General features: G+C 75.9%; 21 protein-coding genes. 18 read left to right on the forward strand and 3 right to left on the reverse strand.

From position 1 onward, the window contains the following. The first annotated feature begins 205 nt into the window (after positions 1-205). The 12 genes from QRT04_RS13680 (at position 206) to QRT04_RS13735 (ending at position 16,086) form a co-directional block, all read left to right on the forward strand. On the forward strand, positions 206-1,186 hold the full coding sequence (locus QRT04_RS13680; RefSeq protein ID WP_289456054.1) for a CHAD domain-containing protein: 981 nt from the start codon (positions 206-208) through the stop codon (positions 1,184-1,186). 51 nt (positions 1,187-1,237) lie between these two features. Continuing rightward, entirely contained in the window at positions 1,238-1,606 is a 369-nt protein-coding gene (locus QRT04_RS13685; RefSeq protein ID WP_407653628.1) for a hypothetical protein, read from the forward strand. 105 nt (positions 1,607-1,711) lie between these two features. After that, a complete protein-coding gene (locus QRT04_RS13690; protein WP_289456056.1) occupies positions 1,712-2,131 on the forward strand; it encodes a hypothetical protein in 420 nt (139 codons plus the stop codon). A gap of 49 nt (positions 2,132-2,180) precedes the next feature. Further along, positions 2,181-2,849, forward strand: a complete 669-nt coding sequence (locus QRT04_RS13695) for a response regulator transcription factor (RefSeq protein ID WP_289456057.1) — start codon at positions 2,181-2,183, stop codon at positions 2,847-2,849. After that, entirely contained in the window at positions 2,846-4,354 is a 1,509-nt protein-coding gene (locus QRT04_RS13700) for a sensor histidine kinase (RefSeq protein WP_289456058.1), read from the forward strand. Before QRT04_RS13695 ends, QRT04_RS13700 begins: the two co-directional genes overlap by 4 nt. 134 nt (positions 4,355-4,488) lie before the next feature. After that, positions 4,489-7,671 carry a beta-phosphoglucomutase family hydrolase gene (locus QRT04_RS13705; protein WP_289456059.1) on the forward strand — a complete coding sequence of 1,061 codons (3,183 nt, stop codon included), beginning with the start codon at positions 4,489-4,491 and terminating at the stop codon, positions 7,669-7,671. A 138-nt stretch (positions 7,672-7,809) separates the two neighbouring features. Further along, positions 7,810-9,693, forward strand: a complete 1,884-nt coding sequence (locus QRT04_RS13710) for an Ig-like domain-containing protein (protein WP_289456060.1) — start codon at positions 7,810-7,812, stop codon at positions 9,691-9,693. Positions 9,694-9,854: 161 nt separating this feature from the next. Beyond that, positions 9,855-11,174 (forward strand): sensor histidine kinase, encoded by a 1,320-nt coding sequence (locus tag QRT04_RS13715; protein ID WP_289456061.1) that lies wholly within the window; start codon positions 9,855-9,857, stop codon positions 11,172-11,174. Then, complete coding sequence (locus QRT04_RS13720) at positions 11,171-11,836, forward strand: response regulator (RefSeq protein ID WP_289456062.1); 666 nt, start codon at positions 11,171-11,173, stop codon at positions 11,834-11,836. The genes QRT04_RS13715 and QRT04_RS13720 overlap by 4 nt, the downstream gene beginning before the upstream one ends. Before the next feature lie 122 nt (positions 11,837-11,958). Continuing rightward, positions 11,959-12,282: an SHOCT domain-containing protein gene (locus QRT04_RS13725; protein WP_289456063.1), complete on the forward strand. Its 324-nt coding sequence runs from the start codon at positions 11,959-11,961 to the stop codon at positions 12,280-12,282. A 160-nt stretch (positions 12,283-12,442) separates the two neighbouring features. Continuing rightward, positions 12,443-14,332 (forward strand): GTPase domain-containing protein, encoded by a 1,890-nt coding sequence (locus QRT04_RS13730; protein ID WP_289456064.1) that lies wholly within the window; start codon positions 12,443-12,445, stop codon positions 14,330-14,332. Beyond that, positions 14,329-16,086 carry a P-loop NTPase family protein gene (locus QRT04_RS13735; protein WP_289456065.1) on the forward strand — a complete coding sequence of 586 codons (1,758 nt, stop codon included), beginning with the start codon at positions 14,329-14,331 and terminating at the stop codon, positions 16,084-16,086. Before QRT04_RS13730 ends, QRT04_RS13735 begins: the two co-directional genes overlap by 4 nt. A gap of 84 nt (positions 16,087-16,170) precedes the next feature. Here QRT04_RS13735 and QRT04_RS13740 read toward each other — a convergent pair whose 3' ends face one another. Continuing rightward, positions 16,171-16,917, reverse strand: coding sequence for a hypothetical protein (locus QRT04_RS13740; protein WP_289456066.1), 747 nt, complete (start codon positions 16,915-16,917; stop codon positions 16,171-16,173). Between the two features lie 173 nt (positions 16,918-17,090). On the opposite strand from QRT04_RS13740, the gene QRT04_RS13745 reads away from it, so the two are divergent. Beyond that, positions 17,091-17,444, forward strand: coding sequence for a DsrE family protein (locus QRT04_RS13745; protein WP_289456067.1), 354 nt, complete (start codon positions 17,091-17,093; stop codon positions 17,442-17,444). Here QRT04_RS13745 and QRT04_RS13750 read toward each other — a convergent pair. Further along, positions 17,434-18,756, reverse strand: coding sequence for an APC family permease (locus QRT04_RS13750; RefSeq protein ID WP_289456068.1), 1,323 nt, complete (start codon positions 18,754-18,756; stop codon positions 17,434-17,436). The two genes, QRT04_RS13745 and QRT04_RS13750, sit on opposite strands and share 11 nt — an antisense overlap. A 118-nt stretch (positions 18,757-18,874) precedes the next feature. Between QRT04_RS13750 and QRT04_RS13755 the strand changes: the two genes are divergently transcribed. The 5 genes from QRT04_RS13755 to QRT04_RS13775 all read left to right on the forward strand — a co-directional run bounded on the left by QRT04_RS13755 (position 18,875) and on the right by QRT04_RS13775 (position 24,180). After that, entirely contained in the window at positions 18,875-19,312 is a 438-nt protein-coding gene (locus QRT04_RS13755) for a VOC family protein (protein WP_289456069.1), read from the forward strand. Between the two features lie 95 nt (positions 19,313-19,407). Further along, positions 19,408-19,974, forward strand: a complete 567-nt coding sequence (locus QRT04_RS13760) for a sugar O-acetyltransferase (RefSeq protein ID WP_289456070.1) — start codon at positions 19,408-19,410, stop codon at positions 19,972-19,974. Positions 19,975-20,059: 85 nt separating this feature from the next. Further along, positions 20,060-21,040 carry an NAD-dependent epimerase/dehydratase family protein gene (locus QRT04_RS13765; protein WP_289456071.1) on the forward strand — a complete coding sequence of 327 codons (981 nt, stop codon included), beginning with the start codon at positions 20,060-20,062 and terminating at the stop codon, positions 21,038-21,040. A gap of 220 nt (positions 21,041-21,260) precedes the next feature. Then, the gene (locus QRT04_RS13770) at positions 21,261-23,057 is read left to right on the forward strand and encodes a hypothetical protein (protein WP_289456072.1); all 1,797 of its coding nucleotides are present in this window, start codon (positions 21,261-21,263) and stop codon (positions 23,055-23,057) included. 181 nt (positions 23,058-23,238) lie between these two features. Continuing rightward, positions 23,239-24,180: a sugar kinase gene (locus QRT04_RS13775; RefSeq protein ID WP_289456073.1), complete on the forward strand. Its 942-nt coding sequence runs from the start codon at positions 23,239-23,241 to the stop codon at positions 24,178-24,180. A gap of 33 nt (positions 24,181-24,213) precedes the next feature. Here QRT04_RS13775 and QRT04_RS13780 read toward each other — a convergent pair whose 3' ends face one another. Beyond that, positions 24,214-25,227 carry an aldo/keto reductase gene (locus QRT04_RS13780; protein WP_407653643.1) on the reverse strand — a complete coding sequence of 338 codons (1,014 nt, stop codon included), beginning with the start codon at positions 25,225-25,227 and terminating at the stop codon, positions 24,214-24,216. Positions 25,228-25,340: the final 113 nt, after the last annotated feature.

The following is a 25,340-nucleotide window of genomic DNA, read 5'->3' on the forward strand; positions in this document are numbered from 1 at the left end:
CCGTTGGTCCGTCGAACGGCTGGCCGCGGCCGAGGAGCCTGAGCCGCGAGCGTCCGCCGTCGCCACCCGCTGCGGTGAGGCGGCCCGGGCTCCCGCCGGGCGCGGTCGGTCGCGGGGACCGGTCGCGCCCGGCGTTCTGCCCGTCTCCGCGCGCGAGGCGGTCCGTGCGCGGAGACGATGTGCTCGTGCCCTCGAGGGAACCCGCATGACGCAGGCCGACCCGCGCACGGGCGCGGACCTCGTCGGTGCGTACCTGCGGGCGGTCGTGGACGACCTGCTCGCCGCCGACCCGCTGATCCGCGCGGACGAGCCCGACGCGGTGCACAAGGCGCGCGTCGCGACGCGGCGGCTCCGCTCGGCGCTCCGCACCTTTCGCGGCGTGCTCGACCGCACCGCCACCGACCCGCTGCGCGCCGAGCTGCGGTGGTGGGGCGGCGTGCTCGGCGGGGCACGCGACCGCGAGGTCCAGCGCGACCGCGTCCGGGCCGTGCTCGACGGCCTCGCGCCCGAGCTCGTCGTCGGGCCGGTGCACGCGCGCGTCACCGCGGAGCTCGACGCCGGCTACCACCTCGCTCGCGCGGCGGTGGTGCAGCTCATGGACCACGCGCGTTACGGAGAGCTGGTGGACGGGCTGCGGGCGCTCGCGGACGCGCCGCCGTTCACCGAGCGTGCCGAGCGGTCGGCGGCCACGATCGCGCGCCGGGCGTGCCGGTCGACGTGGCGCCGCGCGCGGCGGGCCCACCGGGTGGTGGACGAGCGGGTCGCGGCGCTCGAGGAGCCCTGGCTCGAGGGCGACGAGGATCTCTGGACGGCCGACCCCGCCGAGCCGGAGAACGCGGGGCCTGACGCGACCGACCCGGACCTCGCCACGGCGATCCACGAGCTGCGCAAGGCCGCGAAGGCGGCGCGGTACGCCGGCGAGGCGTGCGCACCCGCGCTCGGAGACGCGGCGAGCGCGTACGCGTCCGCATTCGAGGCGCTCCAGGACCTGCTGGGCGCGCACCACGACGCGGTGGTGCTGCACGGTGTGTTCCGCGACATGGGCATGCGCGCGCACCTCGACGGGGAGAACGGGTTCACGTACGGGCTCCTCGTCGGCCTCGAGCGGGCGCGGGCGCAGGGCGCGGTCCGGGACCTGCCCGATGTGTGGCGCGTGGCACGGCGCGAGCGCGTGCGGCGGCACTGACCCCGGCCCCCGGCCCGGGCCGTCGGGTTCCGGCGCCCTAGCCTGGGGCGAGTGACGGAACGCTACGAGCACCGCCGGACAGGCGACCGCGAGCTGCTGGGCTGGCTTCGCGCCGAGGGCGACGACTACGTCGCGGTCGACCTGCTCGGCCGCGAGCTGACCGACGCGGTCGACTGGCCGACCGCCGAGGAGGCGCTCGACGCGCGCGGCCTGCGCTGGCTGTCGGACCTGTGGCAGCTACGGCTCGACGACGGCTCGGTCGAGCGGGTCCGGATCGTCGAGGTGCGGCCCGACGACCGCGTCGTCGTGAAGCGCGACGATCTCGGCGCCGTGGGGGCGGAGCAGGTGGTGCACGTGCTCCCGTTCCCGGCGCCGGCGGCGCTGCAGCCGTTCGCGGGCGACCCGCACGTGCTCGGCTGACATCTTGAGGAAGTCCTGAGGTGGGGTGGAGGGCCGGCTGAGGTGGGTCCGGTGCACTCGTGCCGAGCGTCGGGGAGAGCCCCGCGCCAGGACCCGGGAGCAGCGATGCAGATCACGAAGAAGCGGGTGCTCGTCACGTCGGCGGCCGCGGCCGTCGCCCTCGTCTCCGCGGTGGCGCTGTCCGCCGCGACGGACGCGTCGGCGTCGGCCGGCGGGCAGCAGGCCGCCGCCACGGCGCAGAAGACGCCGGACCGCCCGCCGCACCAGGCGGCCACCGTCAAGACGGACGCGGCGTCGGCCCAGGACGTCGACGCCTTGACCCTGCCGTCGACGATCCGCCAGCTCGCGCAGTCGCTCGGCGTGTCCCAGGACGCGGCGAGCACGGCGGCCGCGGGGCTGCGGGCGTCGGAGCACGGCGACGGGCTGGACCCGCGCAGCGCCGAGTTCGCGGCAGTCGCCGACCAGCTCGGCGTCAGCACGTCGGATCTCGTCGGCGCGATCAACACGATCAAGTCGGAGGGGTGATCCGCCGGGTGATGCCTCCGCGGCCGCGCGGCGGTCGGAGAATGAGCCCGTGCTGATCCTCGTCGCGGAGGACGACCCGGGAGTCGCGGCGTCGCTCCGGCACGCGCTGACCCGAGACGGTCACCGCGTGCTGGAGGCGCCGGACGGTGCGGCCGCGCTCGCGCAGATGCAAGCGCGGCCGGACCTGCTCGTGCTCGACGTGCTGATGCCCCGGATGGACGGGCTCGAGGTCTGCCGGCGCCTGCGCGCGTCCCGCGACCGGACGCCGATCCTCATGCTGACCGCGCGTGACCTCGTCGAGGACCGCGTCGCCGGGCTCGACGCCGGGGCGGACGACTACCTGGTGAAGCCGTTCGCGCTCGACGAGCTCCGCGCCCGCGTGCGCGCGCTGCTGCGCCGGCACGGCGGCCAGGACGACGTCCTCGAGCTCGCCGACCTGCGGATGGACACCGCCTCTGCCACGGTCACGCGCGGGGCGCGGGAGATCGCGCTGACCCGCACCGAGTACGCGCTGCTCGAGCTGTTCCTGCGCCGGCCGGGTCGCGTGCTCGCGGGCGACCAGGTGGTGGAGCTCGTCTGGGGCTACGACGGCTACACCGGGCGGCAGACGCTGTGGGTGCACCTCAGCAGCCTGCGCGGCAAGCTCGAGGCCGCGGGCGAGCCGCGGCTGCTGCACACGGTCCGCGGCATGGGGTACGTGCTCCGGGAGGCGCGGTGAACCTCCGCTCGCGGCTCGGCGTGCTGTCCGCGGTGACGGCGGCGGCCAGCACGCTCGCCGTGTCGGCCGCGCTCCTCGTCGCCGACGCCCGGGCCGCGGTGCCGCGGGCAGACGCCAGCCTCGTCGCGGCCGCGGCGCAGTCCGACCAGGTGGCGCGCGCCGTCAAGAGCCGGAGCGACGGCCCGGACGCGGCGATCGCGCTCGACAAGCCGCTCACGGTCGGGGACGTCACGCTCGAGCTGCTGCCGTCGGCTGCGGCGGCCGCCGACGCGGGCACGAGCACGATCGCGGGCCGGCTGACCGCGCAGGACGTCGAGGCGGTGCGCGGCGGGCAGGCGGTCGCACCCGACTGGCGGACGGTGGACGGCGCGCGCTACCGGGTGCACCTGACCCCCTTCGGCGCGAGCGGCGGCATGGTGGTCGCGGTGTGGCCCGCGTCGGCCGGCGCGCGCGCCGAGCGGGAGCTCGCGCTGCGCCTCGGTCTGCTGGTCGTCGTGGCCGCGCTCATCGCGGGCCTGCTCGGGCGCGCCGTCGCGCGTCGCGCGCTCGCTCCCGTCGCCCGCCTGCAGGCCACCGCCGAGCAGATCACCGCGACGGGCGACCTCGGGCGGCGCATCCCCGTCACCGAGGCGGACGAGGTCGGCCGCCTGACGGCCACCGTCAACGCGATGCTCGCGAGCCTCGAGGTGTCGGTGACGGCGCAGCGCCAGCTCGTGGCCGACGCGTCGCACGAGCTGCGCACGCCGCTGACCGTCCTGCGGACCAACCTCGACCTGCTCGCCGAGCCGCCGGCCCTCGACGACCCCGAGGCGCCCGAGCTCGTGGCTCAAGCCCGGCGTCAGGTCACCGAGCTCACCGAGCTCGTCGCCGACCTCGTCTCGCTCGCGCGGTACGGCCGGACGCCGCAGGCACCCCAGGACGTGCGGCTCGACGAGGTCGTCGCGTCGGTCGTGGCGCGGCAGGGGGACCGGACCGACCGGCATCCCGTGGTGCTGGACCTCGCGCCGACCGTGGTGCGCGGCGAGCCGGAGGCGCTCCAGCGGCTGGTGTCGAACCTCGTCGCGAACGCGATCGCGTGGAGCCCGCCGGGCGCTCCCGTCACCGTGCGGCTGCGCGACGGGCGGCTCGACGTCGAGGACGCAGGGCCCGGCATCCCCGACGCGGACCTGCCGCACGTGTTCGAGCGGTTCTACCGCTCGCCGGCGGCACGCTCGAAGCCGGGCTCGGGCCTCGGGCTCGCGATCGTCCAGCAGGTCGCGGAGTCGCATCGGGGCACGGCCGGCGTGACGTCGTCGCCCGGCGGCTCGACGTTCACCGTCGAGCTGCCGACGGTCGACGGGCAGGCGACCGCGCCCGCGTCGGACGCTTCCGCGTCCGACGAGGACGGGACGGCGCGGGCCGCGCGGGACGCGGTCGGGTCGACGCCCGACGGTCGCGCGCCGGGGTCCGGCGAGGCCGGGTCGAGGCAGCCCGGTCCGAGAGCGGACGAGCGCGAGCGCGCCTAGGCGCCGGCGCCGCGGCGGGGCCGTCGAGCACCCGGACCGGGTGATGACGCCCGCTCGCCCGCCTCGCGACGATCGAGGTCGCGGGGGACCGGCGCGCGTCATGGGGGACGGGCGACTCTGCGCGGGAGGTCGTCATGCCGTCACCTGTCTCCGTCCAGGACTACGACGCGGTGCTCTTCGACCTCGACGGCGTGCTGACGACGACGCGCACGGTGCACGCGGCGGCGTGGAAGCGGATGTTCGACGAGTTCCTCCAGCAGTGGGACGCGGACCACGGCACGACCTCGCCGCACTTCGACGACCGCAGCGACTACGCCGCGTACGTCGACGGCAAGGCGCGCGAGGAGGGCGTGCGGTCGTTCCTCGCGTCGCGGGGCATCGTGCTGCCGCCCGGGGCGCCGGACGCGCCGCCCGAGGAGGTCTCGTGCTGGGGGCTCGGCAACCGCAAGCAGCTGCTCGTGGAGGACGAGCTCGAGCGCAACGGCGTGGAGGCGTTCCCCGGCTCGGTCGCGTGGGTGCGCGAGCTGCGCGAGGCCGGGCTGCGGACGGCGGTGGTGTCGAGCAGCCGCAACTGCGCGACGGTGCTGGAGTACGCGGGCATCGCGAACCTGTTCGACGCGCGCGTCGACGGCGAGACGATCCTCGAGCTCGGACTGCCCGGCAAGCCCGCGCCGGACGGGTTCCTCGAGGGTGCGCGCCGCCTCGGTGTCGACCCCACGCGGACGGTCGTGGTCGAGGACGCGATCGCCGGCGTCGAGGCGGGGCACGCGGGCGGCTTCGGGCTCGTCATCGGCGTCGACCGCGACGACCACGCGGACGAGCTCGCCGCGCGCGGCGCCGACCTGGTGGTCGCCGACCTCGCGGAGCTCGTCTCCGACCCGGAGGAGGACGTCCACCGCGCCGGGCCGCCGAGCCGCCGCCTCGTCGAGGCCGCGCGGCGCATCCTCTCGTCGTCGGGCGACTACCCGCCGGACCGCTGGCGCATCGTCGAGCGGGCGTACAACCCCGACTTCGTGCCGCAGACGGAGACCCTCTTCGCGCTCTCGAACGGCTACCTCGGCATCCGCGGGGCGTTCGAGGAGGGCGAGCCCGTCTCGGCCCCCGCGACGCTGCTCAACGGCTTCCACGAGACCTGGCCGATCGTGTACCCGGAGCGCGCGCACGGCTTCGCGAGCGTCGGCCAGACCATCCTGCCCGTGCCCGACGGCACGACCGTGCGGCTGCTCGTGGACGACGACCCCGTGACGTGCGCGCGAACCGAGGTGCGCACGTTCGAGCGCGCGCTCGACATGCGCCGCGGCGTCGTCGAGCGCACGGTCGAGTACCAGCTGCGCGACGGCCGGCGCTTCCTGGTCCGCACGCAGCGGCTGGTGTCGCTCGTCCAGCGCCACCTGGCCTGCCTGCGGTACGAGATCACCGCGCTCGACGCGCCCGCGCACGTCGTGCTGTCGTCCGAGCTCGTCACGCCGCTGGACGACCCGGCCCCGGAGGTGTCGTTCGACCCGCGCCGGACCCGCCCGGTCGACGGCGCGCTCGACCTCGTGCACGAGCGGCGGGACGGCGCACGCGTCGTCCGCGCCTACCGGACGCCGAGCAGCGGCCTCACGGTCGCGGCCGGCATGGACCACGACCTCGACGGCGGGCTGGCCCACCTCGTCACGCGCGTCGACGGGGCCGGTGCGCACGTCGTGCTCGAGGCGGACCTCGAGGTCGGCGTCCCGGTCGGCTTCACCAAGTGGCTCGCGTACCACTACGGCTCCGAGGACGGCCCGGCGCTCGCGGACCGGGCGCAGCTCACGCTGTTCCGTGCGCGCCGGGACGGGCACGTCGAGGTCGTCGCCGCCCACGAGCGCGCGGTCGCGGAGTTCTGGGCCCGCAGCGAGATCGTGTGGGACGGCTCGCCGATGGCGCAGCAGGCAGCGCACCTCAACCAGTTCACGCTGATGCAGGCGTCGCTGCGCAGCGAGGGGCACGGCGTGCCGTCCAAGGGGCTGACGGGCACGGGCTACGAGGGCCACTACTTCTGGGACACCGAGGCGTACCTCCTCCCGTTCCTCATCCACACCTCGCCCGACGTCGCGCGCAGCCTGCTGATGCACCGCATCCGGATGCTGCCCGCCGCCCGGCGCCGCGCCGCCGAGGTCGGGTGCGCGGGCGCCCTGTTCCCGTGGCGCACGATCAACGGCCACGAGGCGTCGGCGTACTACGCCGCGGGAACGGCGCAGTACCACATCGACGCCGACGTGGCGTACGCGTTGCACCAGTACGTCGAGGTCACGGGCGACACCGACCTCCTGGTCCGCCACGGCGCGGAGCTGCTCGTCGAGACCGCGCGGATGTGGGCGGCGCTCGGCTTCTTCTCCGACCGGCACGACGGGAGGTTCGTGATCAACCGGGTCACCGGGCCGGACGAGTACTCGACGGTCGTCGACAACAACCTGTTCACGAACCTCATGGCGGCCGAGAACCTGCGCATCGCGGCCGACGCCGTCGTGCGCCTGCGGGACGAGTTCCCGGACGACTACGCGCGGCTCGTCGCACGCGTCGACCTGCGCGACGGCGAGGAGGCCGCGTGGCGCCGCGCCGCCGAGCAGATGCACGTGCCCTACGACGAGCGGGCCGGCGTGCACATGCAGGACGACGGGTTCCTCGACCAGCCGCCGTGGGACTTCGCGGGGACGCCGGCGGACAAGTACCCGTTGCTGCTGCACTTCCACCCGCTCGTCATCTACCGGCACCAGGTGATCAAGCAGGCCGACGTCGTCCTCGCGACCGTGCTCCTGCCCGAGCGGTTCACGGCTGAGGAGCGGCGCAGGATCTTCGAGTACTACGACCCCCTGACCACGGGGGACTCGTCGCTGTCGGAGTGCATCCAGGCGATCGCGGCGATCGACGTGGGCAAGTACCGCAGCGGCGAGGAGTACCTGGTCGACGCCGCGGCGATCGACATCGCGGACCGCGCCGGGAACCTGCACGACGGCGTGCACGTCGCGTCCGCGGGCGGCACGTGGATGGCCGTGGTGCAGGGCTTCGCGGGCTACCGGTGGCGGGGCACGCGGTTCGCGCCGATGCTGCCGACGCGTGCGCGCCGGCTGCGCTTCCCGCTCACGATCCGCGGCTCGGTGCTCGACGTCGACATCCGGCCCGACGAGGTGACGTACTCCGTGCGCAGCGGCGGCCCGGTGACGGCGCACCACCACGACGTGGCGTTCACGGTGGCGCCCGGGGCGCCCGTCTCCTTCCCGGGGACCTACCACACGAGCGACGCCGGGCCCGACGCGCTCGACGACGGCGCGGTGCGGACGGGGGTCGCCTGACCGGGTGAAGTTCGGGTGCCGGAAACCTCCGCGTACGGGCGGTTCGCGGGCGGGATTCGTCCTGCTCGTCCCCGATGTCCCCGCCGCGTGGGTGGGCGATCGGGGCGACGTGTCGCACCCGTCCTCTTCACTTGCCGCGTGACCTCGTGGAAAGCACCCCTGACGGCCGTCGCCGCCACCGCGGCCCTGCTCGCCGCCGCACTGCCGGCCGCCGCCTCGACCGGGACGGGCACGGCGCCCGACGGGACCGCGATGACCGTCGCGATCGACGACTTCGACGGACCCGCGCCATCGAGCCGGGAGGAGCGCGTCGTCGTCACCGACGACGGCCGGATCGTGCCGACCACGACGGCCGCCCGGCCGGACGCCGCGGCGCGGCCCTCGGTCCGCCGGCTCCTGGCCGGGACCGGCCTGCGTGCGGCGTCGACGCTCGCGCCCTCGAGCGCGGCGACGGTCGCGCGGTCGCTGGCACCGGTCACCGAGGAGCTGTACGTCGCCGCGATCCAGGACTCGTCGACCACGGGCTCGCTGTCGACGACCCAGGCGACCCAGATCGCGTCGACGGCGGCGGGCTACTGGCAGCGCGAGGCGAAGGGCGGGATCGCGTCCTTCACGGTCGCCGCCGCGGTCGACCTGCCGCTCGACGGCAGCTGCAGCCGCGACTACGAGGACCTCTGGGCGCTCGCCGCCGTGGAGTACCCGGGCGTCGACTTCACGGCGCCGGGCACGCACCTCGCGGTGTTCAGCCCGCTCGGCTGCGAGGCCAGCTACGACTACGCCGGCATCGCGAACGTCGGTGACGACCTGACCACCGGGGGCTACATCCAGGTGGTCGGCGACGAGTGGGGCATCCTCGCGCACGAGCTCGGCCACCACTTCGGCCTCGGCCACGCCGACCTGGCGCTGCAGACCGCGACCGACGTCGCGACGTACGAGTACTTCGGCCTCTTCGGGCCCCAGGCGCTGCAGGTCTCGGACTACGAGCCCGGAGCCCTCGACGGTGCGTGGCGCGCCCAGCTCGGGCTTCCCGGCGAGGCCGCTCGCGAGCGGGTCGCGCGCTGGAACTCCGCTCCCGCCCTGTACTCGTTGACGCCCCTGACCTCGAGCGGCGTCAGCACGCTCGTGGTGCAGGGTTCGGACGGCGCTCCGGCGTTCTACCTCGACTACCGCTCGGGTGCGGCGGGCGACACCCACACCTTCTACGCCGCGGACGCGACCGGCCTCGTCTCCGCGGCGTGGTTCGACGACCTCGCCGACGTGTCGTACCGCCGCGGCGTCACCGTGTCGCTCCCCGCGCTCGGCGACCTGTTCACGGCGGCCTTCCCGGCGAACGACGGGACCTACCACGCGGCGGGCCGGCCGGGCGACGCGCTCACTCTGATGAGCGGCGCCGTCACGATCCGCGTCGTGAGCCAGTCGTCGACCGGCGCCCAGGTGCTGGTCTCGTACCGGGCCAACCCCCAGGTGGGGACGACCACGAAGGTCGCGGTGCCGGCCGTCGCCGAGCACGCCAGGGCGAAGGTCGCGATCTCGGTCACCGCGCCGAACGGCGCCGCGGTCTCCGGTCAGGTCGACGTGCTGATGGACGGCAAGCGGATCGGCGCCGCCACGGTGGCCGGCGGCAGGGCCGCCTTCACGACGCCGAGCGGCATGGCAGCGGGCCGGCACTCGTTCACCGCGCGGTACCTCGGCACGCCCGCGTTCCGCGCCTCGGCCGCCTCGACCAGCGTGCTGATCAAGGACGCGTCCACGGTGCGTGCCTCGGCGGCCAAGGTGCGGGCCGGCACGGGGGCGACCGTCGTCGCGAAGGTGCGCTCCGACCTCAAGGCGACGGGCACCGTCCGCGTCTACAAGGGCTCCGTGGTCGTCGGCAAGGCGAGCGTCAAGGCCGGCAAGGCGACGATCCACCTCCCCAGGTCGTGGAAGGCGAAGACCTACAAGCTGACCGTGAAGTACTCCGGCAGCTCGACCGTCGCCGGGTCGTCGACCACGACGAAGGTCGTCGTCCTGCCTCGTCGCTGAGCTGCCCGCGACCGCCGACGTCGCGTCCGGTGCGCCCGCAGACCACACCGGACTGCGGGCGCCCCGGCACGCCGGGCGGTCCCGCGGGTGCTCCGCCCGGAGCGGTCGCGTGCTCCCGACGGACGACGCCGGCGCGACACACCGGCGGCTAGCGTGGCCGCATGCCGTACCCGCGACCCGACGACGCGCACGCGTGGGGTCCGCCCGGGGCGCGCGGCGGTCCGTGGGGGCCGCCCTGGTCGCGCGGCGACCTCGACCCGGACCGGCGACGGCGCCTGCGGACCGCCGCGCTGACGGTCCCGGCGACGGCCCTCGCGCTCGTCGTGCTGGCCGGCTCGTCGGTCGCGAACCACTTCTCCCACCCGCCTCGCGCGCTCGACGCGCTCGGCTACCTGCTGCTCCTCGTCGCGCCCGCGTGCCTCCCGGCGCTCGGGCTCGGTGGCCGCGCTGCCGCGGTCGCGAGCGTCGTGGCCGGGGCCGGTGTCGGCGCGTACCTGCTGCTGGGCTACGCGTTCGGGCCGGTCGTACTGCCGCTCGTCGTGGTGGTCGTCGTGCTCGGCGCGAGCCGCCGCCGGGTCGTGTCGTGGACCGTCGCCGGGCTGGGGGTCGCCGCCGTGGTGGCGCGCGGGCTGGCGGACCCGACCGCGCGGCCGACGTCGCTCGTGGTGTGGACGACCGCGCTGCTCGCCGCGGGCCTGCTCGGCGAGGGCGCGCGCGGTCGCGGTGAGCGCATGCGGGCGGTGCAGGCGGTGCGGGTGTCGCGCGAGGAGGCAGCGGCGACGGCCGAGCGGCTGCGCATCGCGCGCGACCTGCACGACGTGCTGGCGCACTCGCTGTCCGCGATCAGCGTGCAGGCGGGCGTCGGCCTGCACCTCATGGACCGCGAGCCCGAGCAGGCGCGCGAGGCGCTGCGGAACATCCGCGCGACGAGCGTGGGCGCGCTCGACGAGGTGCGCGAGGTGCTCGGGATCCTGCGCGCCGACGGCGAGGCGCCGCCGCGCGAACCCGCGGTCACGGCGGCCGTCGATCTCGTGCCCGGGCTGCTCGACGCCGCGCGCACCGGTGGCCTCGTCGTGGACGACCGGCTGGACCGGGCCGTGCTCGCGGGACTCGACGACGATCGCGCGTCCGTGCTGGTCCGCGCGCTGCAGGAGGCGCTGACGAACGTGCGCCGCCACGCGGGGGAGCGCCCGCGGGTGGACGCGCGGCTGGTGGCCGACGCGGGCGTGGTGCGGCTCGAGGTGGTCGACGACGGCGGTCGGGCGGCCGCCTCCGGCGGGGTGGGCGCCGGGCGGGCCTCGTCGTCGGGACGCGGGAGCGGGTCCGACGTGCTCTCGCCCGGACAGCCCGACGGGCGGCCCGAAGGCTTCGGCCTGCGCGGCATGCGCGAGCGCGTCGAGGCGCTCGGCGGCACGGTCGGGGCGGGTGCCCGCGGTACCGGGTGGGCGGTCGTCGTGGAGCTCCCGCGAGGCGCGTCGTGATCCGCGTGCTGCTCGCCGACGACCAGCAGCTGATCCGAGCCGGTCTGCGCGCGCTCGTCGACGCCGAGCCCGACCTGACCGTGGTCGGCGAGGCGGCGACGGGTCTGGAGGCCGTCGTGCGGACGCTCGACCTGCTCCCGGACGTGGTCCTGATGGACATCCGCATGCCCGGGCTCGACGGTCTCGAGGCCACGCGCCGCATCGTCGCCGACCCGCGGGCGGCGGGCGTCCACGTGGTCGTCGTGACGACGTTCGAGCTCGACGAGTACGTCGGTGAGGCCATCCGCAACGGTGCGAGCGGCTTCCTCGTCAAGGACACCGAGCCTGCGGAGCTGCTGCGCGCCGTGCGGGTCGCGGCCGCCGGGGAGGCGCTGCTCTCGCCGACCGTGACGCGCCGGCTGCTGGAGCGCGTCGCGCGCGCCACCCGCGACGCGCCGCCGCTGCCGGGCCTCGGCGACCTGACGGCGCGCGAGCGCGAGGTCGTGGTGCTCGTCGGCGAGGGCCTGTCGAACGAGGAGATCGGCGAGCGGCTGTTCCTCTCGCCGCTCACGGTCAAGACGCACGTGCTGCGCGCGTCGGCCAAGCTCGGCGCGCGCGACCGCGCGCAGCTCGTGGTCGCGGCGTACGAGTCGGGGCTCGTCCGGCCCGGGTGGGTCGACTGAGGCCCGCTGCTCCGTCCGGAGCGTCGGGGAGGGTCCGCCCGGACGACGACGGCGACCGGTGCGCCGGGGGAGCGTGGAGGTGCGGTCGAGGTGCGGCCGCGCGACACCACCGGAGGCTCCTCATGACGTCCACCCTCGCCACCGCGCTGGCCCACCCGACCGTCGTGTACGGCGGCTGGTGGCCCGGCCCGTGGTTCCTGCTGATCCCGCTGTTCTGGATCGCCGTCGTGGTCGCGATCGTCGCGTTCGCCACGTCGCGCCGCCGCCGGTGGGCCGCGGCCGGCTACGGCCCGGGAGGCCCGTGCGGCCCGTGGGGCGGCTCCGCTGCGCACGGCTCGGCGACGTCCGTGCTCGCCGACCGGTTCGCACGCGGCGAGATCGACGAGGCCGAGTACCGCGCGCGGCTCGAGACGCTGCTCGCGACGGAGCGCCGCCCGCAGGCCTGACCGGCGTCGCGGCGGGCCCGCGTCGGTCGGGTCCGCCGCACCGGTCGGCCGCGGCGCTGCACGACGTCGCTCTCGCGCCGCCGCGCGGCGACCACCGCCGCGAGGCATCCTTGGCCCCCAAGGCGGCGCGCCCCCGAGCGTCGCCGGCGGGGAGCGTGGCGTGACGGACAGCGAGGTCGCGGCGCTCGTCGACGCGGTGACGCGCCTGCGCGACGCGGTCGACGAGGTCGCGCTGCCGTTCGAGGTGGCGTCCGCACGCGCCGCGCGCGACGAGCGCCGACGCCTGCTGGACCGGCTCGACGACCACCTGCTGCCGCGCCTGCGGCACCCGGACGCGCCGACGCTGGTGGTCGTCGGCGGCTCGACCGGCGCCGGCAAGTCGACGCTGGTGAGCGCGCTCGTGGGCGCGGAGGTGAGCGCCGCCGGCGTGCTGCGGCCGACGACCCGCTGGCCCGTGCTGGTGCACCACCCGGCCGACGCCGACCAGTTCGCAGGCGACCGCGTGCTGCCCGGCCTGCCGCGCCTGACGGGTGCGGGCGCCGCGGGCGGCCGCGGGCTCCGGCTCGTGGCGTCCTCCGTGGTCCCGCCCGGGCTCGCGCTGGTCGACGCGCCGGACATCGACTCGGTCGAGGACGAGAACCGCGAGCTCGCGGTCCAGCTGCTCGGCGCGGCGGACGCCTGGCTGTTCGTCACGACCGCCGCGCGGTACGCCGACGCGGTGCCGTGGGAGCTCCTGGCCGACGCCGCGCGCCGGCGGACGCACCTGGCCCTCGTGCTGGACCGGGTCGACGACGTCGAGGCGGCCCCGGTGCGCGCGCACCTGACGACGATGCTCGAGGAGCGCGGGCTCGCCGGCACGCCCGTGCTCGTGGTGCGCGAGTCGCGGCCGGACGACGACGGGCTGCTGCCCGCGCACGCCGTCGCCGCGGTCGCCGACTGGGCCACCGCGCTCGCCGTGGACGCGCCGACCCGCGAGGCCGCCCTCGCCGCGACCCGCGACGGGTCGACGCTCGAGGCGGCCGGCGCCGCGCGCACCCTCGCGGACGCCGCGGACGAGCAGCGCACGGCCGCCGACCGGCTGCGCGCGGCCGTGCTCGCGGCCTACGGAGCGGCGCGCGAGCTCGTCGCGGAGCGGACGTCCGACGGGTCGATGCTCCGCGGCGAGGTGCTGGCCCGCTGGCAGGACGTGGTGGGCACCGGCGAGTGGGTGCGCGCGATCGAGAGCGGCGTGTCGCGGCTCCGCGACCGGCTGACCGCGGCGGTGCGCGGGCGGCGCGCGGCCCAGCCGGCGCTCGCGGAGGCGGTCGGGCACGGGCTCGAGGCGGTCGTGCTCGACGCGGCGCAGGACGCCTCGGCGCGAGCCCACGCGGACTGGTACCACGACCCCGCGGGGCGCGCGCTGCTCGACGGGCTGACCCTGTCGCGCGCGTCGGGGGACCTGCGCGAGCGGGTCGACGCGGCCGTGCGCGGCTGGCAGGGCGACGTGCTCGAGCTGGTCCGCGAGGAGGGCGCGGGGCGCCGAGCGACCGCCCGCGCGCTGTCGCTCGGCGTCAACGGGCTCGGCGCGACGCTCATGGTCGCGGTGTTCGCGTCGACCGGCGGCCTGACCGGAGCCGAGCTCGGCATCGTCGGCGGCACGGTGCTGCTCGCGCAGCGGCTCCTCGAGGCGGTGTTCGGGGACGACGCCGTGCGGCGCCTGACGCGGACGGCGCACGAGCGGCTCGACCAGCGCGTCGGCGGCGTGCTCGACGCGGAGGCGGCGCGGTTCCTCGCGCTCCTCGACCCGCTCGCGGCGCAGGTGCACGACGGCGGCGCGCTGCGCTCGCGGGCCGCGCTCGTCGAGACCGCCGCGAGGGCGGCCGCCGCCGCGCCGCGGGACGTCGCGGAGCGTCCGCTCGTGCCGGCGTCCGGAGGGCTGCGCGGCGCGGGGCTCGTGGGCGCGGGGCTCGTGGGCGCGGGGGTCGCGGGCCCCGGGCCCGCCGTCGGGGCGCGGCCGGTCCGCACGCCCGACGAACGCCGCCGGTGGTGGCGCCTCGGGCGGCGCAGGTGAACGCGATCACCGCCGCCGCGGCAGCGCCGGGCGCGCTCGGCCGGGTCGAGGCGCTCGACGAGGCGCTCCGGCTCGGGCGGTCGTGGCTCCCCGCCGCGGTGCTCGAGCGGGGCGACGCCGTCGTCGAGCGCGGCCGGCGTCGGCTGGGCCTGTCCGGCGACCACACCGTCGTGGCGCTCGCCGGGCCGACCGGGGCGGGCAAGTCGTCGCTGGTCAACGCGCTGGCGGGCACCGAGGTGGCGCGGCCCGGCGTCCTGCGGCCCACGACCGGTCGGCCGCTCGGGCTCGTGGTCCCGGACGGCGCTGCCACGCCGGTCGTGCCGTCGGCCCGGCGCGGCGGCCGACTGCTCGGTCGCCGGGCCACGGGTCGGTCCGCGGCGACGTCGGCCGCCGTCGCGCCCGGCCCGCACGACCTGCTCGACTGGCTCGACGTCGACGACCGCGTGGTCACCGACGCCGCGACGTCACCGCTCGCGGCCGCCACGGGCCTCGTCCTGCTCGACCTGCCGGACCACGACTCGGTGGTCGTCGAGCACCGCGCGATCGCCGAGCGCCTCTACGACCGCGTGGACCTGCTGCTGTGGGTCGTGGACCCGCAGAAGTACGCGGACGCGGTGCTGCACGTGCGGTACCTGCGCCCCCTCGCGGGCCACGACGCCGTCGTGGTGCTCGTGCTCAACCAGGTCGACCGGCTCCGGGCCGACGAGGTGCGGACGTTGCTCGCGGACCTGCGGCGGATCGTCGTCGCGGACGGCCTGACCGACGCCCGCGTCCTCGGCGTCAGCGCCGCCACCGGCCAGGGCGTGGACGAGCTCCGCGGCCTGCTCGCCGAGGCCGCGCGCCGGCGGCGATCGGCCACCGAGCGGGTGCTCGCGGACGTCCGGGCCAGTGCCGGCGCCGTCGCCGCCGCGTGCGGGGACGGCGCCCGGCAAGGCGTCCCGCAGCAGGCCCGCACCCGCCTGGTCGACGCGCTCGAGGACGCCGCCGGGGCCCCTGTGGTGGTCGACGCGACGCGGCGGTCGTCCGTGCGGCGCGCCCGCGCCGCCACCGGCTGGCCGCCCACCCGGTGGATCGGCGGTCTGCGCGCGGACCCGCTGCGGCGGCTCGGGCTGGGCAGGGCGCGCGCGGCGTCCGGGGGCAGGTCCGGCGGCGCCGGAGACGACCCGGCGGCGGCGTCGGCCACGCGCCGGAGCTCGCTCGAGGGACCGAGCGCCACGGCACGGGCTCGTGCGGCGCTCGCGGTGCGCGCCTACCTCGACGCGACGACCGCCGGGGCACCCGACGACTGGGTGCTCGAGGCGCGTGGCGCCGTCCGGCCCGACGACCTCGCCGACGCGCTCGACCGCGCGGTCGTCCGGACCGATGCCGAGGCGCCGTCCGACCCCCGCTGGTGGCGCGCCGTGGGCGTCGTGCAGTGGGTGCTCCTCGGGGTCGCGGTGGCCGGGCTCGTCTGGCTCGCGGGGCTCGCCGTGGTCGGCTACCTGCGGCTGCCCGAGCCGCCGACGCCCGCGTGGGGGACCGTGCCGTGGCCGACCGTGCTCGCGGCCGGCGGCGCGCTGCTCGGCGTGGTCCTCGCGCTCGCGGCCCGGGTCGCCGCGTCGGTCGGGGCGCGGCGGCGCGCGCGTGCCGTCCGGCGAGCGCTGCGGCGCGCGGTCGACGACGTCGCCGGTCGCCTGGTCGTCGACCCGCTCGCGGCGGCTCAGGCGGCGCTGGACGGCTGCCGGCGCGCGGCACGGGCTGCCGGCGGGCGCTGAGGCTTGCCCGTCGAGCCGGCGCCCGGGTCAGCGGGCGTCGGAGCTCGAGCAGGGCGCCGTGCCGCCGCGCCCGTCCCCGCCGCGTCAGCCCAGGTAGTCCACGTCGAGGTACGGCCCGAACGTGTCGGGCTCCCAGCTCTGCACGAGCGTGGTGCCCGGCTGGAGCGTGAACACGTCGGCCTGCTCGAGCGTGTCCCGGTCGTTCGCGAAGTCGGGCGCGTACGGGCCGGGCACCACCGCACCGAGCTTCACGTCGCCCGCGGGCAGTCCGGTGATCCGGTAGTAGTAGCCCTCGATGTCGGCGGGCCCCGAGCCGACGGCGAGCCCGGTCACCGCGTCGTACACGGTGACGGTGCCGCCCGAGACGGGGTCGAACTCGGAGAGCAGCTGGCCCTCGACCGCCGCGTTCGCGTTCGCGACGGCGACCCGGTCGACGTCGTGGAGCCGGCGCGCGTGCACGTCGCGCACCGCGAGCGCGTGGCGGCCCGGACCGACGAGCGTCACGCCCGTGAAGGTGTGCGTCCCGCGGTCGGCCGGCGTGAACGTGTAGCGGGCGGGCAGCGCGCGGACCAGCGGGTCGTCGGTCGCGAACCGGACCGTGCCCAGGTACGACGCCCCCGTCCTCCCGTGCCGGGCGTGGGCGACCACGGTGACGTCGAACGGCACCCCGGCCGTCACCGTCGCGGGTGCGCGGAGGTCGAGGTGGAGGGTTCGTGCGCCGGCTGCGGGTCCGGGTGCGGCTCCGACGAGGCCGACGACGGCCAGTGCCGCGACCGACCACCACGCGAGCCGTCTCGTCGTCCTGTCCCGCGGTACCGGTGCAGCGTCCATGGCGCACCCCTTCGAGGGCGGCCCGAGGTGGCGCCCCGTGGGTGCCGCCCCTCCCGACCGGCGTAGACCTCGGCGCCAAGCGGCCGCAAGACCGGCGGCGCCACTTCACCCGGCGACGGCCGTGGTCGTGGACGCCCGTCCTGCCGTCGGCGCGATCGGCCTAGCGTGCGGCCATGCCGAAGACCGTCATCCACCTGTTCCACGACGACGTCGACTCGCTGACGCTCGGCTCGCGGGTGCCGCAGCGCATCCACGAGGTCGCCGCCGACCACGACGTGACGGTCGAGGTCTTCTGCTTCGGCCCCGCGCAGCGGAGCCTGGCCGCGTCCGGCTCGACGGCCGAGCAGACCTTCAACCGGCAGATCGACGAGCTGGTCGCGTCCGGCGTGCGCGTCGGCGCGTGCGTCAACGCGGCGCGCGCCGACGGCGCCGAGCAGGCGCTCGAGCAGCGCGGCCTGGTGCTGCGCGTCGCGCGGGACGAGTTCCTGCGGTTCACGCTCGAGGGCGCGACGGTCGTCACGTTCTGAGGGGAGCCGCCCGCGGCCGCCGGCGGTCGCGCCGGCGCGTCCACGCCGCGTCCACGACGACGGCGAGCGCGACGAGCGCGACCATCGCCCAGAACGAGTGCCGCTGCGACCGGAACAGGTCGACGACGAACCAGGCGAGCACCACCCCGCTGACGGCGATGGCCGTCGCCGTGAGCCACGACGCGGCGCCGATCTCACGGCGCAGCCGCCACGCAGCGACCGCCACGAGGACGAACACCGAGAGCGACACCGCGCTGCCGACCGAGGCGAGCGCGCCGAGGCCGAGGACGGTCACGAACAGCAGCATCAGGACGGTCGTGATGACGAGTCCGCCGTGCCGGCCGAGCCGGCTCGTCGACCCGAACGCCGGCGGGAACGTGCCGGAGCGCGCGAGCTCCTCGGTCAGGCCGCGCGAGCCGTAGAGCATCGCCGTCACGGTCGACGACGTGGCCAGCAGCGCGGCGAGCGTCATCATCGTGTAGCCCGCGTGCCCCAGGGCGGGCTCGGCCGCCACCGCGAGGGCCCGCGGGCCCTCGTCGACCACGTCCTGCACCGGCAGCGTGCCGAACAGGCAGACGGACACCGCCACGTAGAGCACGGTCGTGATGGCGAGCGCGCCGTACATGGCGACCGGGAGCTCGCGACGGGGCGCGCGCAGGTCACCGCCGACGAACGAGATCACGGCGAACCCGAGGAACGCGAAGAACGTCAACGCGACGCTCGCGACGACGTCGGAGAGGTCCGGGTACGTGCTCGGCGCAAGGAGGGACGCGTCGACCTGCGGGAGCGTGCCGACCACGAACACGGCGAACACCGCGAGCAGCAGGCCGACGACCACCGACTGGACCCGGTCGACGAGCCGCGGGCCGGCGACCGTCAGCCACGCACCCAGGACCACCAGGGCCGCAGCGCACAGCCTCGACAGCCAGCCGCCCGGCGGAGCGCCGGCCAGGAGCACCGCGGCGTAGTCGCCGAACGACGCCGCGACCATCGCTCCGACCACGACGATCGCGGTCAGGTACCCGAGCCACGCGGCCACGCCGACCAGGCGCCGGCTCGCGAACCCGTGCTGGAGGTGCACGACGATCCCGCCCGACGACGGGTACCGGACCGCCAGCTTCACGAGCGTGTAGCCGAGCGCGCCGGACATCGCCCCGGCGATGACGAACGAGAGCCACACGGCCGAGCCGGCGACGGCGCCCGCCTGACCGAGCAGCGCGAAGATGCCGGCGCCGACCATCGAGCCGACGCCGAGCATGATCGCGCCGCGCACGGTCAGCCGCGTGCTCGCCGGCGGCGCTGGCTCTGCCATGGTCCCCCCGGGCGGGCTGCTGCGTGCCGGTCGGCACCTCGCTCGATGCTCCCGTGCGTCGTCGGACGCTGCCACCGCCCGGCCCGCGCCGACGAGGAGCAGCACCTACCGTGGCGGCATGACAGTGCGGATGGACAACGTCGGCATCGTCGTCGCGGACCTCACGGGCACGATCGAGTTCTTCACCGAGCTCGGGCTCGAGCTGGAGGGGCGCGCCGTCGTCGCGGGCGAGTGGGCGGGCCGCGTGACGGGGCTGCGCGACCAGCGGGTCGAGATCGCCACGATGCGCACGCCGGACGGGCACGGCCGCCTCGAGCTCTCGCAGTTCCTGACCCCCGCCGTGATCGCCGACCACCGCGACGCCCCCGTCAACGCGCTCGGCTACCTGCGGGTCATGTTCGAGGTGGACGACATCGACGAGACCCTCGGCCGCTTGCGCGCGCGGGGCGCGGAGCTCGTCGGCAGGGAGGTGGTCCGGTACGAGGACGCGTACCGGCTCTGCTACGTGCGCGGGCCGGAAGGGATCCTCGTCGGGCTCGCCGAGGCGCTCGGCTGATGGGGGGGGACCCACGCACGGCGCGCGCGGTCAGGGCGGGGCGTGGGTCGTGCCGGGCTCGGACGGGGCTCCCGCGTCGTGAGAGCGTCGGTGCCATGAGCACCCACGACACCCGCACGCAGTACGAACGCATGGTCGCCGGCGACTGGTACGAGGCCGACGCCGAGATCCACGCGATCACCTCGGCCGCGGCGGCGCGGTCGGAGCGGTTCGCCGAGGCGGTGCGGACAGGGGCGGCCGACGCGGAGGACCGGCTGCGCGAGCTGCTCGGCTCGCTCGGCGAGGGCTCGTGGATCCGACCCCCGCTGCACGTCGACCTCGGCGTGCACCTGCACCTCGGCGACCGGTCCTTCGTGAACTTCGGCCTCGTCGCGCTCGACGTCGCCCACATCCGCATCGGGGACGACACCAAGATCGGCCCGAACGTGCAGCTCCTGACGCCGATCCACCCCGTCGACCCCGAGCCGCGCCGGGCGAAGCTCGAGGCGGCGAAGCCCATCACGATCGGCGACAACGTGTGGCTCGGCGGCGGCGTCATCGTGTGCCCCGGCGTGACCATCGGGGACAACACGGTGGTCGGCGCGGGCGCGGTGGTGGTGAAGGACCTCCCGGCGAACGTCGTCGCGGTCGGGAACCCCGCGCGGGTCGTGAAGCAGATCTGACGCGCACCCACCCCGTGCGGCCGGTGCCCGGCGCATCGCCCGGTCCGCCGTGGCGGCACGCCGAGCCCCCGGGCAGAGTGGCGGCATGCGTCTGCTGGTGCTGGGGGGAACGCGGTTCGCGGGACGGGCGGTCGTCGACGACGCGCTCGCGCGGGGCTGGGACGTCACGACGCTGAACCGGGGGAGCACCCCGCCGGCCGCCGGCGTGCGGGCGATCGTCGCCGACCGGACCGACCCGGCCGCCGTCGCGTCCGCCCTCGAGGCCGGCACCTGGGACCTCGCCGTCGACACGTGGTCCGGTGCGCCGCGGGTCGCGACCGCGACGGCCGCCGCGCTGACCGGGCACGTCGCGCGGCTGGCCTACGTCTCGTCGATCTCCGTGTACGTCTGGGGTCAGCATGTCGACGAGACGTCGCCGGTAGTCGACGGCGACCCCGCCGCAGACCAGGGCGCGTACGACGCCGTGAAGCGCGGCTCCGAGCTCGGCGTCGTGCGCAGCTTCCCGGAGGCCCTGCTGGCCCGCTGCGGCCTGATCCTCGGGCCGCACGAGGACGTCGGACGGCTGCCGTGGTGGCTCACGCGGATCGCGCGCGGCGGCGACGTCGTCGCACCGGGCCGTCCCGACCGACCGCTGCAGTACGTCGACGTGCGCGACCTGGCCCGGTGGGTGCTCGACGCGCTCCTCGCGGGGCGGTCGGGGCCGTACGACCTTGTCAGCCGCTCCGGGCACACCACGACCCGCGAGCTGCTCGAGGCGTGCGTCGCGGCCACCGGCTCGACCGCGCGGCTCGTGTGGGTGCCCGAGGCCGAGGTGCTCGCGGCGGGCGCCGAGCCGTGGACGCAGCTGCCGATCTGGGTGCCGGAGGGCGGCGAGTGGGCCGGCTTCCTCGAGGCGGACCCCGCGAAGGCGTCGAAGGCGGGTCTGCGCTGCCGGCCGGTCACCGAGACGGTCGCCGACACCTGGGCGTGGCTGCAGGCCGACGGTCCGCCCGACGACCGCCCGGGACGGCCCCGGCACGGGCTCCCCGCCGACCTGGAGCGGGTGCTCCTCGACGGGTCCCGGTGACGTCGGGCGGCACGCCCGCGGCGCTCGGCTGACGGCCGTCCGGGGGAACGCCGCCCCGTTTCGCTCACCGTGAATGCGTGATCGCGCACCCGAAATGCTCTGTTCATGCCATTTCATTGTCGGCCTCTGAGCGATGTGGCATGAACGTCTGTGAACGACCGGTGCGGCGCCTGTGGGGCACCGCGCGCCGGACCCGGACGCGGACGGAACGGAGCACACGTTGAAGACACGCAGAGGTCGAGCACTTCCCGTCGCGGTCGCGGCGGCGCTGGCGGTGACCGTGGGCGCCGCCGCCCCGTCCGCCGCGAAGGCGCCGGCGCCCCAGGACCAGGCGACGTCGGCGCTGAAGGCGGAGATCGACCGGCTCTACGCGAGCGACCCGGGCCTGCTCGGGCGCACGCACAAGATGCAGGCGTTCATCATGGAGCTCGCGCTCCACGCGAAGACGCGCAACCCCGACTTCAAGGTCATCCCCCAGGACGCCGCCGAGCTGGCGTTCGTCGACGGCGACGTGGACAAGGGCGTCCTGAAGGACCTCGTCGGGCTCGTCGACGGCTGGGGCAAGGAGGACCTGCTGCTCGACGGCGACGGCGTCACCCCGACGGACGAGCAGCGGGCCTACCTGGAGCTGGTCCGCCATCACCTGATGGTCACGGAGACCTCGACCGTCGAGACGCAGGCGGAGCTCCAGGAGTACTACGCCAGGGCCGCGAAGTGGGGCGTCATCCCGTACCCGCGCATCGGCGGCGAGCTCGCCCAGCAGCTGAACCCCGGCAAGCGCTGGGCGGAGAACGGGGACTACTTCTGGGTCGAGGACCCGACCACGATCGGCCTGGGGAGCAGGATCGACGGCACCCGGGACGTGACACGGCTGACCGACGCGAAGAACTACCTCTACAACATCAACGGCCGCCCGTACGACGCCTGGAGCACGTGGGACGCCGAGGAGGCCGCGTACGCGGCGGGTGACGGCGACCGGACGCGCATCACGGACAGCTACGGGAACGGTCTGCTCGTCCCCTCGCCGGGTGGCCCCTACAAGCCGGTGCCCGCGGACGACCCGACCGTGCAGAAGGCGATCACGATCTACGGGGACGAGTGGGACTGGTGGTGGCGGGCCGCGGGCCTCGACGCGAGCGCGGGCCGCCAGACGTGGCTCGACGCGCTGCGGAACTCCGACTACGACGTGATCTACATCGACTCGTTCTACAACCACCGAGCGCTGCCCGCGCACCAGACCCCGCTGACGCGCGCCGAGATCGAGAGCCTCAAGCACAAGCCGGACGGCGGACGGCGGCAGGTCATTGCGTACCTGAGCGTCGGCTCGGCGGAGCAGAACCGCTGGTACTGCCAGGACGACTGGGTGTGGGTCGACCCCACCAACCCGAACACGGAACGCAGCATGAAGTCCGGCAAGCTCGTCAACCGCGTCTACTCGCCGCCGGAGAACGCGCCCGAGTGGCTCGCCCTCGGCTACGGCGGCAACTACGCGGAGGAGGCGGTCGTGCAGTGGTGGAACCCGGAGTGGCGGGACATCATCATCAACGGCGGCAGCCCGTACAAGAACGTCGCGACGGGTGACGACACGTCGTCCATCGACCGGATCATCAGCCAGGGCTTCGACGGCGCGTACCTCGACAACGTCGGCGTCTACAGCCGGCAGGGCCGCAACGGCGGCTGGAACGAGTTCGAGAGCTACTGGCTCGCCCACGGCGGCATCCCCGGCGAGGACCACCCGTACATCTCCGTCGGCGGCATCACGCCCGGGCACGGGCAGGTCGACGTCGACTTCGCCATCGAGTCGGCCAACGGGAAGGGGTACTCCCTCTACCTCAAGGAGGCTGACGCGCAGGGGCCGTTCGCGCGGTACGGCGACGTCAGCTACAACCGCAAGGGCGCGCACATCAAGGGCCTGAAGGACGGCACCGCCTATCTCGCGTACGTCGTCCATGACACGGGCGGAACGACGTCGAGGACGGAGACGGTGACGTTCCGACCCGGGCTGCGGAAGGGCTGAGCGCGGGACTCGCGGAGGTCGGCCGCCGGCCGGCCTCCGCGAGGCTGCGCGACCGGGCGGAACGGAGCGCCGGCTGCGTGTGGCGCCCGGCCCCCGGTCGTCGCGTCCGCGAGACTGGGGCGCCGAGACCACGGGGACGACGTTCGTGCGCGCCCGGGCCGGCGGGACCGGGAGGCGGACCGTGGCGAGGCTGCTGTGCATCGGCGAGATCCTCGTCGAGATGGTCGCGGTCGACGTCGACCAGCCGACCACCCGACCGGGTCGCTGGGCCGGCCCGTTCCCGTCGGGCGCGCCGGCCATCCTGGCCGACCAGGCCGCGCTGTGCGGGGCCGAGGTGTCGCTCGTGGGCACCGTCGGCCGCGACGCCTTCGGGACCGCGTGCCTGACGCGGCTGCGCGCGAGCGGCGTGGTGGTCGACCAGGTCCGGGTGGACCCCGACGGCACGACGGGGGTCGCGTTCGTCAGCTACCGGGGTGACGGGTCCCGCTCGTTCGTGTTCCATCTCGCGGACGCGGCATCCGGCCGGTTCCGCCTCGCGGACGTCGAGTCCGGCCTGCTCGGTGTGGACGTCGTGCACCTCATGGGCAGCAGCGTCTTCAGCGCGGCGGCGGCCGAGGCCGTGGGCGAGGTGTTCGACGCGGCGCGCGCCCGGGGGATCGCCGTCTCGTTCGACCCGAACCTGCGCCCCGAGACGCTCCGGCGCGAGCACGTCCCGACGCTGCTGCGGATCCTGCGGGGTGCGCAGGTCGTCCTCGCGAGCGAGGGCGAGCTCCAGCTCCTGCTCGGCGACGCCCCGGACGAGGACTGCGCGCGTCAGCTCCTGGCTGGCTCGGCGACGACGGTCGTGCTCAAGCGCGGCGCGCGCGGGGCCGGCCTCTACCTCGACGGTCGCGAGGAGCTCAGCGTGCCGGCCGTCCCGGTGGACGAGGTCGACCCGACGGGCGCGGGCGACTGCTTCGGCGGCACGTTCCTCGCCCTCGTCCTGCAGGGCTGGGCGCCCGCGGACGCGTTGCGCCACGCCAACCTCGCCGGCGCGCTCGCGGTGACCCAGCGGGGCCCGATGTCGGGCAACCGCACGCTGGCGGACCTGCGCGCCGCCGAGCACCTGCTCCCGTCGACCTGAGCCGCCGGGACGTGCCGACCGACTGTCGACCGGCTACTGCCCGGTCCCGTCGACGGCGTACGGCTCGATCGCGGCGAGCTCCTCCGCCGTGAGCGGCGCCGCAGCGAGCGCCCCGACCGTGTCCTCGAGCTGGCGGACGCTCGACGCGCCGACCACCGCCGACGTGACGCGCGGGTCGCGCAGCACCCACGACACGGCGAGCTGCGCGAGCGACTGCCCCCGCGACCGGGCGATCGCGTCGAGCGCACGCGCCCTCTCCAGGTACTGCTCGGTCAGCGCCGAGGTCGACAGGAACGGCGAGTCGCTGCGGGCGGCGCGCGACCCCTGCGGCGCCGAGCCGCCGAGGTATCGACCGGTCAGGAGCCCCTGCGCCAGCGGGCTGTAGACGATCATCCCGATCCCGAGGTCGCCGACGACGTCCAGCAGGGCCTCGGTCTGCGGGGTGCCGTCCTCCTCGTCGGCGACGGCCAGCTCGACGTGGCGGTCGAACATCGAGTAGCTGGGCTGGTGGATGAGCAGCGGGGTGCCCAGGTCGTCGAGCATCGCGGCGGCCGCGCGGGTGCGTGCGGGGGAGTAGTTCGACACGCCCACGTACCGGGCCCGTCCCGAGCGCACGGCGTCGGCCAGCGCGCCCATCGTCTCCTCGAGCGGCGTCGCCGGGTCGGCGCGGTGGTGGTAGAAGACGTCGACGTGCTCGAGGCCCATGCGCTCGAGCGAGGCGTCGAGCGACGACAGCAGGTACTTGCGCGACCCGTGGTCGCCGTACGGGCCGGGGAGCATGTCGTAGCCGGCCTTGGTCGAGACGACCAGCTCGTCGCGGTACGGGTGCAGGTCCTTGGCGAGGATGCGCCCGAAGTTCTCCTCGGCCGAGCCGTAGGGCGGTCCGTAGTTGTTCGCCAGGTCGACGTGCGTGATCCCGAGGTCGAACGCCCGGCGGGCGACGTCGCGCTGGGTCTGGAACGGCGTGGTGTCGCCGAAGTTGTGCCACAGCCCGAGCGACAGCGCGGGCAGGTCGAGGCCGGAGCGGCCGGTGCGGCGGTACGTCATGGAGTCGTACCGGCGCTCGTCGGCGAGGTAGCGCGGGGCGATGGGCACGGGACCGGAGTCCTTCCGTCGGGGGATGGGGCGTCGCGCTGCGGCGGCGGGTGGGGGAGGTCAGC

Source organism: Cellulomonas alba (assembly GCF_030362835.1).
In the GTDB taxonomy this organism is placed as follows: domain Bacteria; phylum Actinomycetota; class Actinomycetes; order Actinomycetales; family Cellulomonadaceae; genus Cellulomonas; species Cellulomonas alba.

Coding starts and splice junctions, on each gene's coding strand:
- QRT04_RS13715 (WP_289456061.1), top strand. CDS start 9,855: ATGCCGTACCCGCGACCCGACGACGCGCACGCGTGGGGTCCGCCCGGG.
- QRT04_RS13760 (WP_289456070.1), top strand. CDS start 19,408: ATGAGCACCCACGACACCCGCACGCAGTACGAACGCATGGTCGCCGGC.
- QRT04_RS13725 (WP_289456063.1), top strand. CDS start 11,959: ATGACGTCCACCCTCGCCACCGCGCTGGCCCACCCGACCGTCGTGTAC.
- QRT04_RS13705 (WP_289456059.1), top strand. CDS start 4,489: ATGCCGTCACCTGTCTCCGTCCAGGACTACGACGCGGTGCTCTTCGAC.
- QRT04_RS13750 (WP_289456068.1), bottom strand. CDS start 18,756: ATGGCAGAGCCAGCGCCGCCGGCGAGCACGCGGCTGACCGTGCGCGGC.
- QRT04_RS13745 (WP_289456067.1), top strand. CDS start 17,091: ATGCCGAAGACCGTCATCCACCTGTTCCACGACGACGTCGACTCGCTG.
- QRT04_RS13755 (WP_289456069.1), top strand. CDS start 18,875: ATGACAGTGCGGATGGACAACGTCGGCATCGTCGTCGCGGACCTCACG.
- QRT04_RS13780 (WP_407653643.1), bottom strand. CDS start 25,227: ATGACGTACCGCCGCACCGGCCGCTCCGGCCTCGACCTGCCCGCGCTG.
- QRT04_RS13680 (WP_289456054.1), top strand. CDS start 206: ATGACGCAGGCCGACCCGCGCACGGGCGCGGACCTCGTCGGTGCGTAC.
- QRT04_RS13740 (WP_289456066.1), bottom strand. CDS start 16,917: ATGGACGCTGCACCGGTACCGCGGGACAGGACGACGAGACGGCTCGCG.
- QRT04_RS13690 (WP_289456056.1), top strand. CDS start 1,712: ATGCAGATCACGAAGAAGCGGGTGCTCGTCACGTCGGCGGCCGCGGCC.
- QRT04_RS13765 (WP_289456071.1), top strand. CDS start 20,060: ATGCGTCTGCTGGTGCTGGGGGGAACGCGGTTCGCGGGACGGGCGGTC.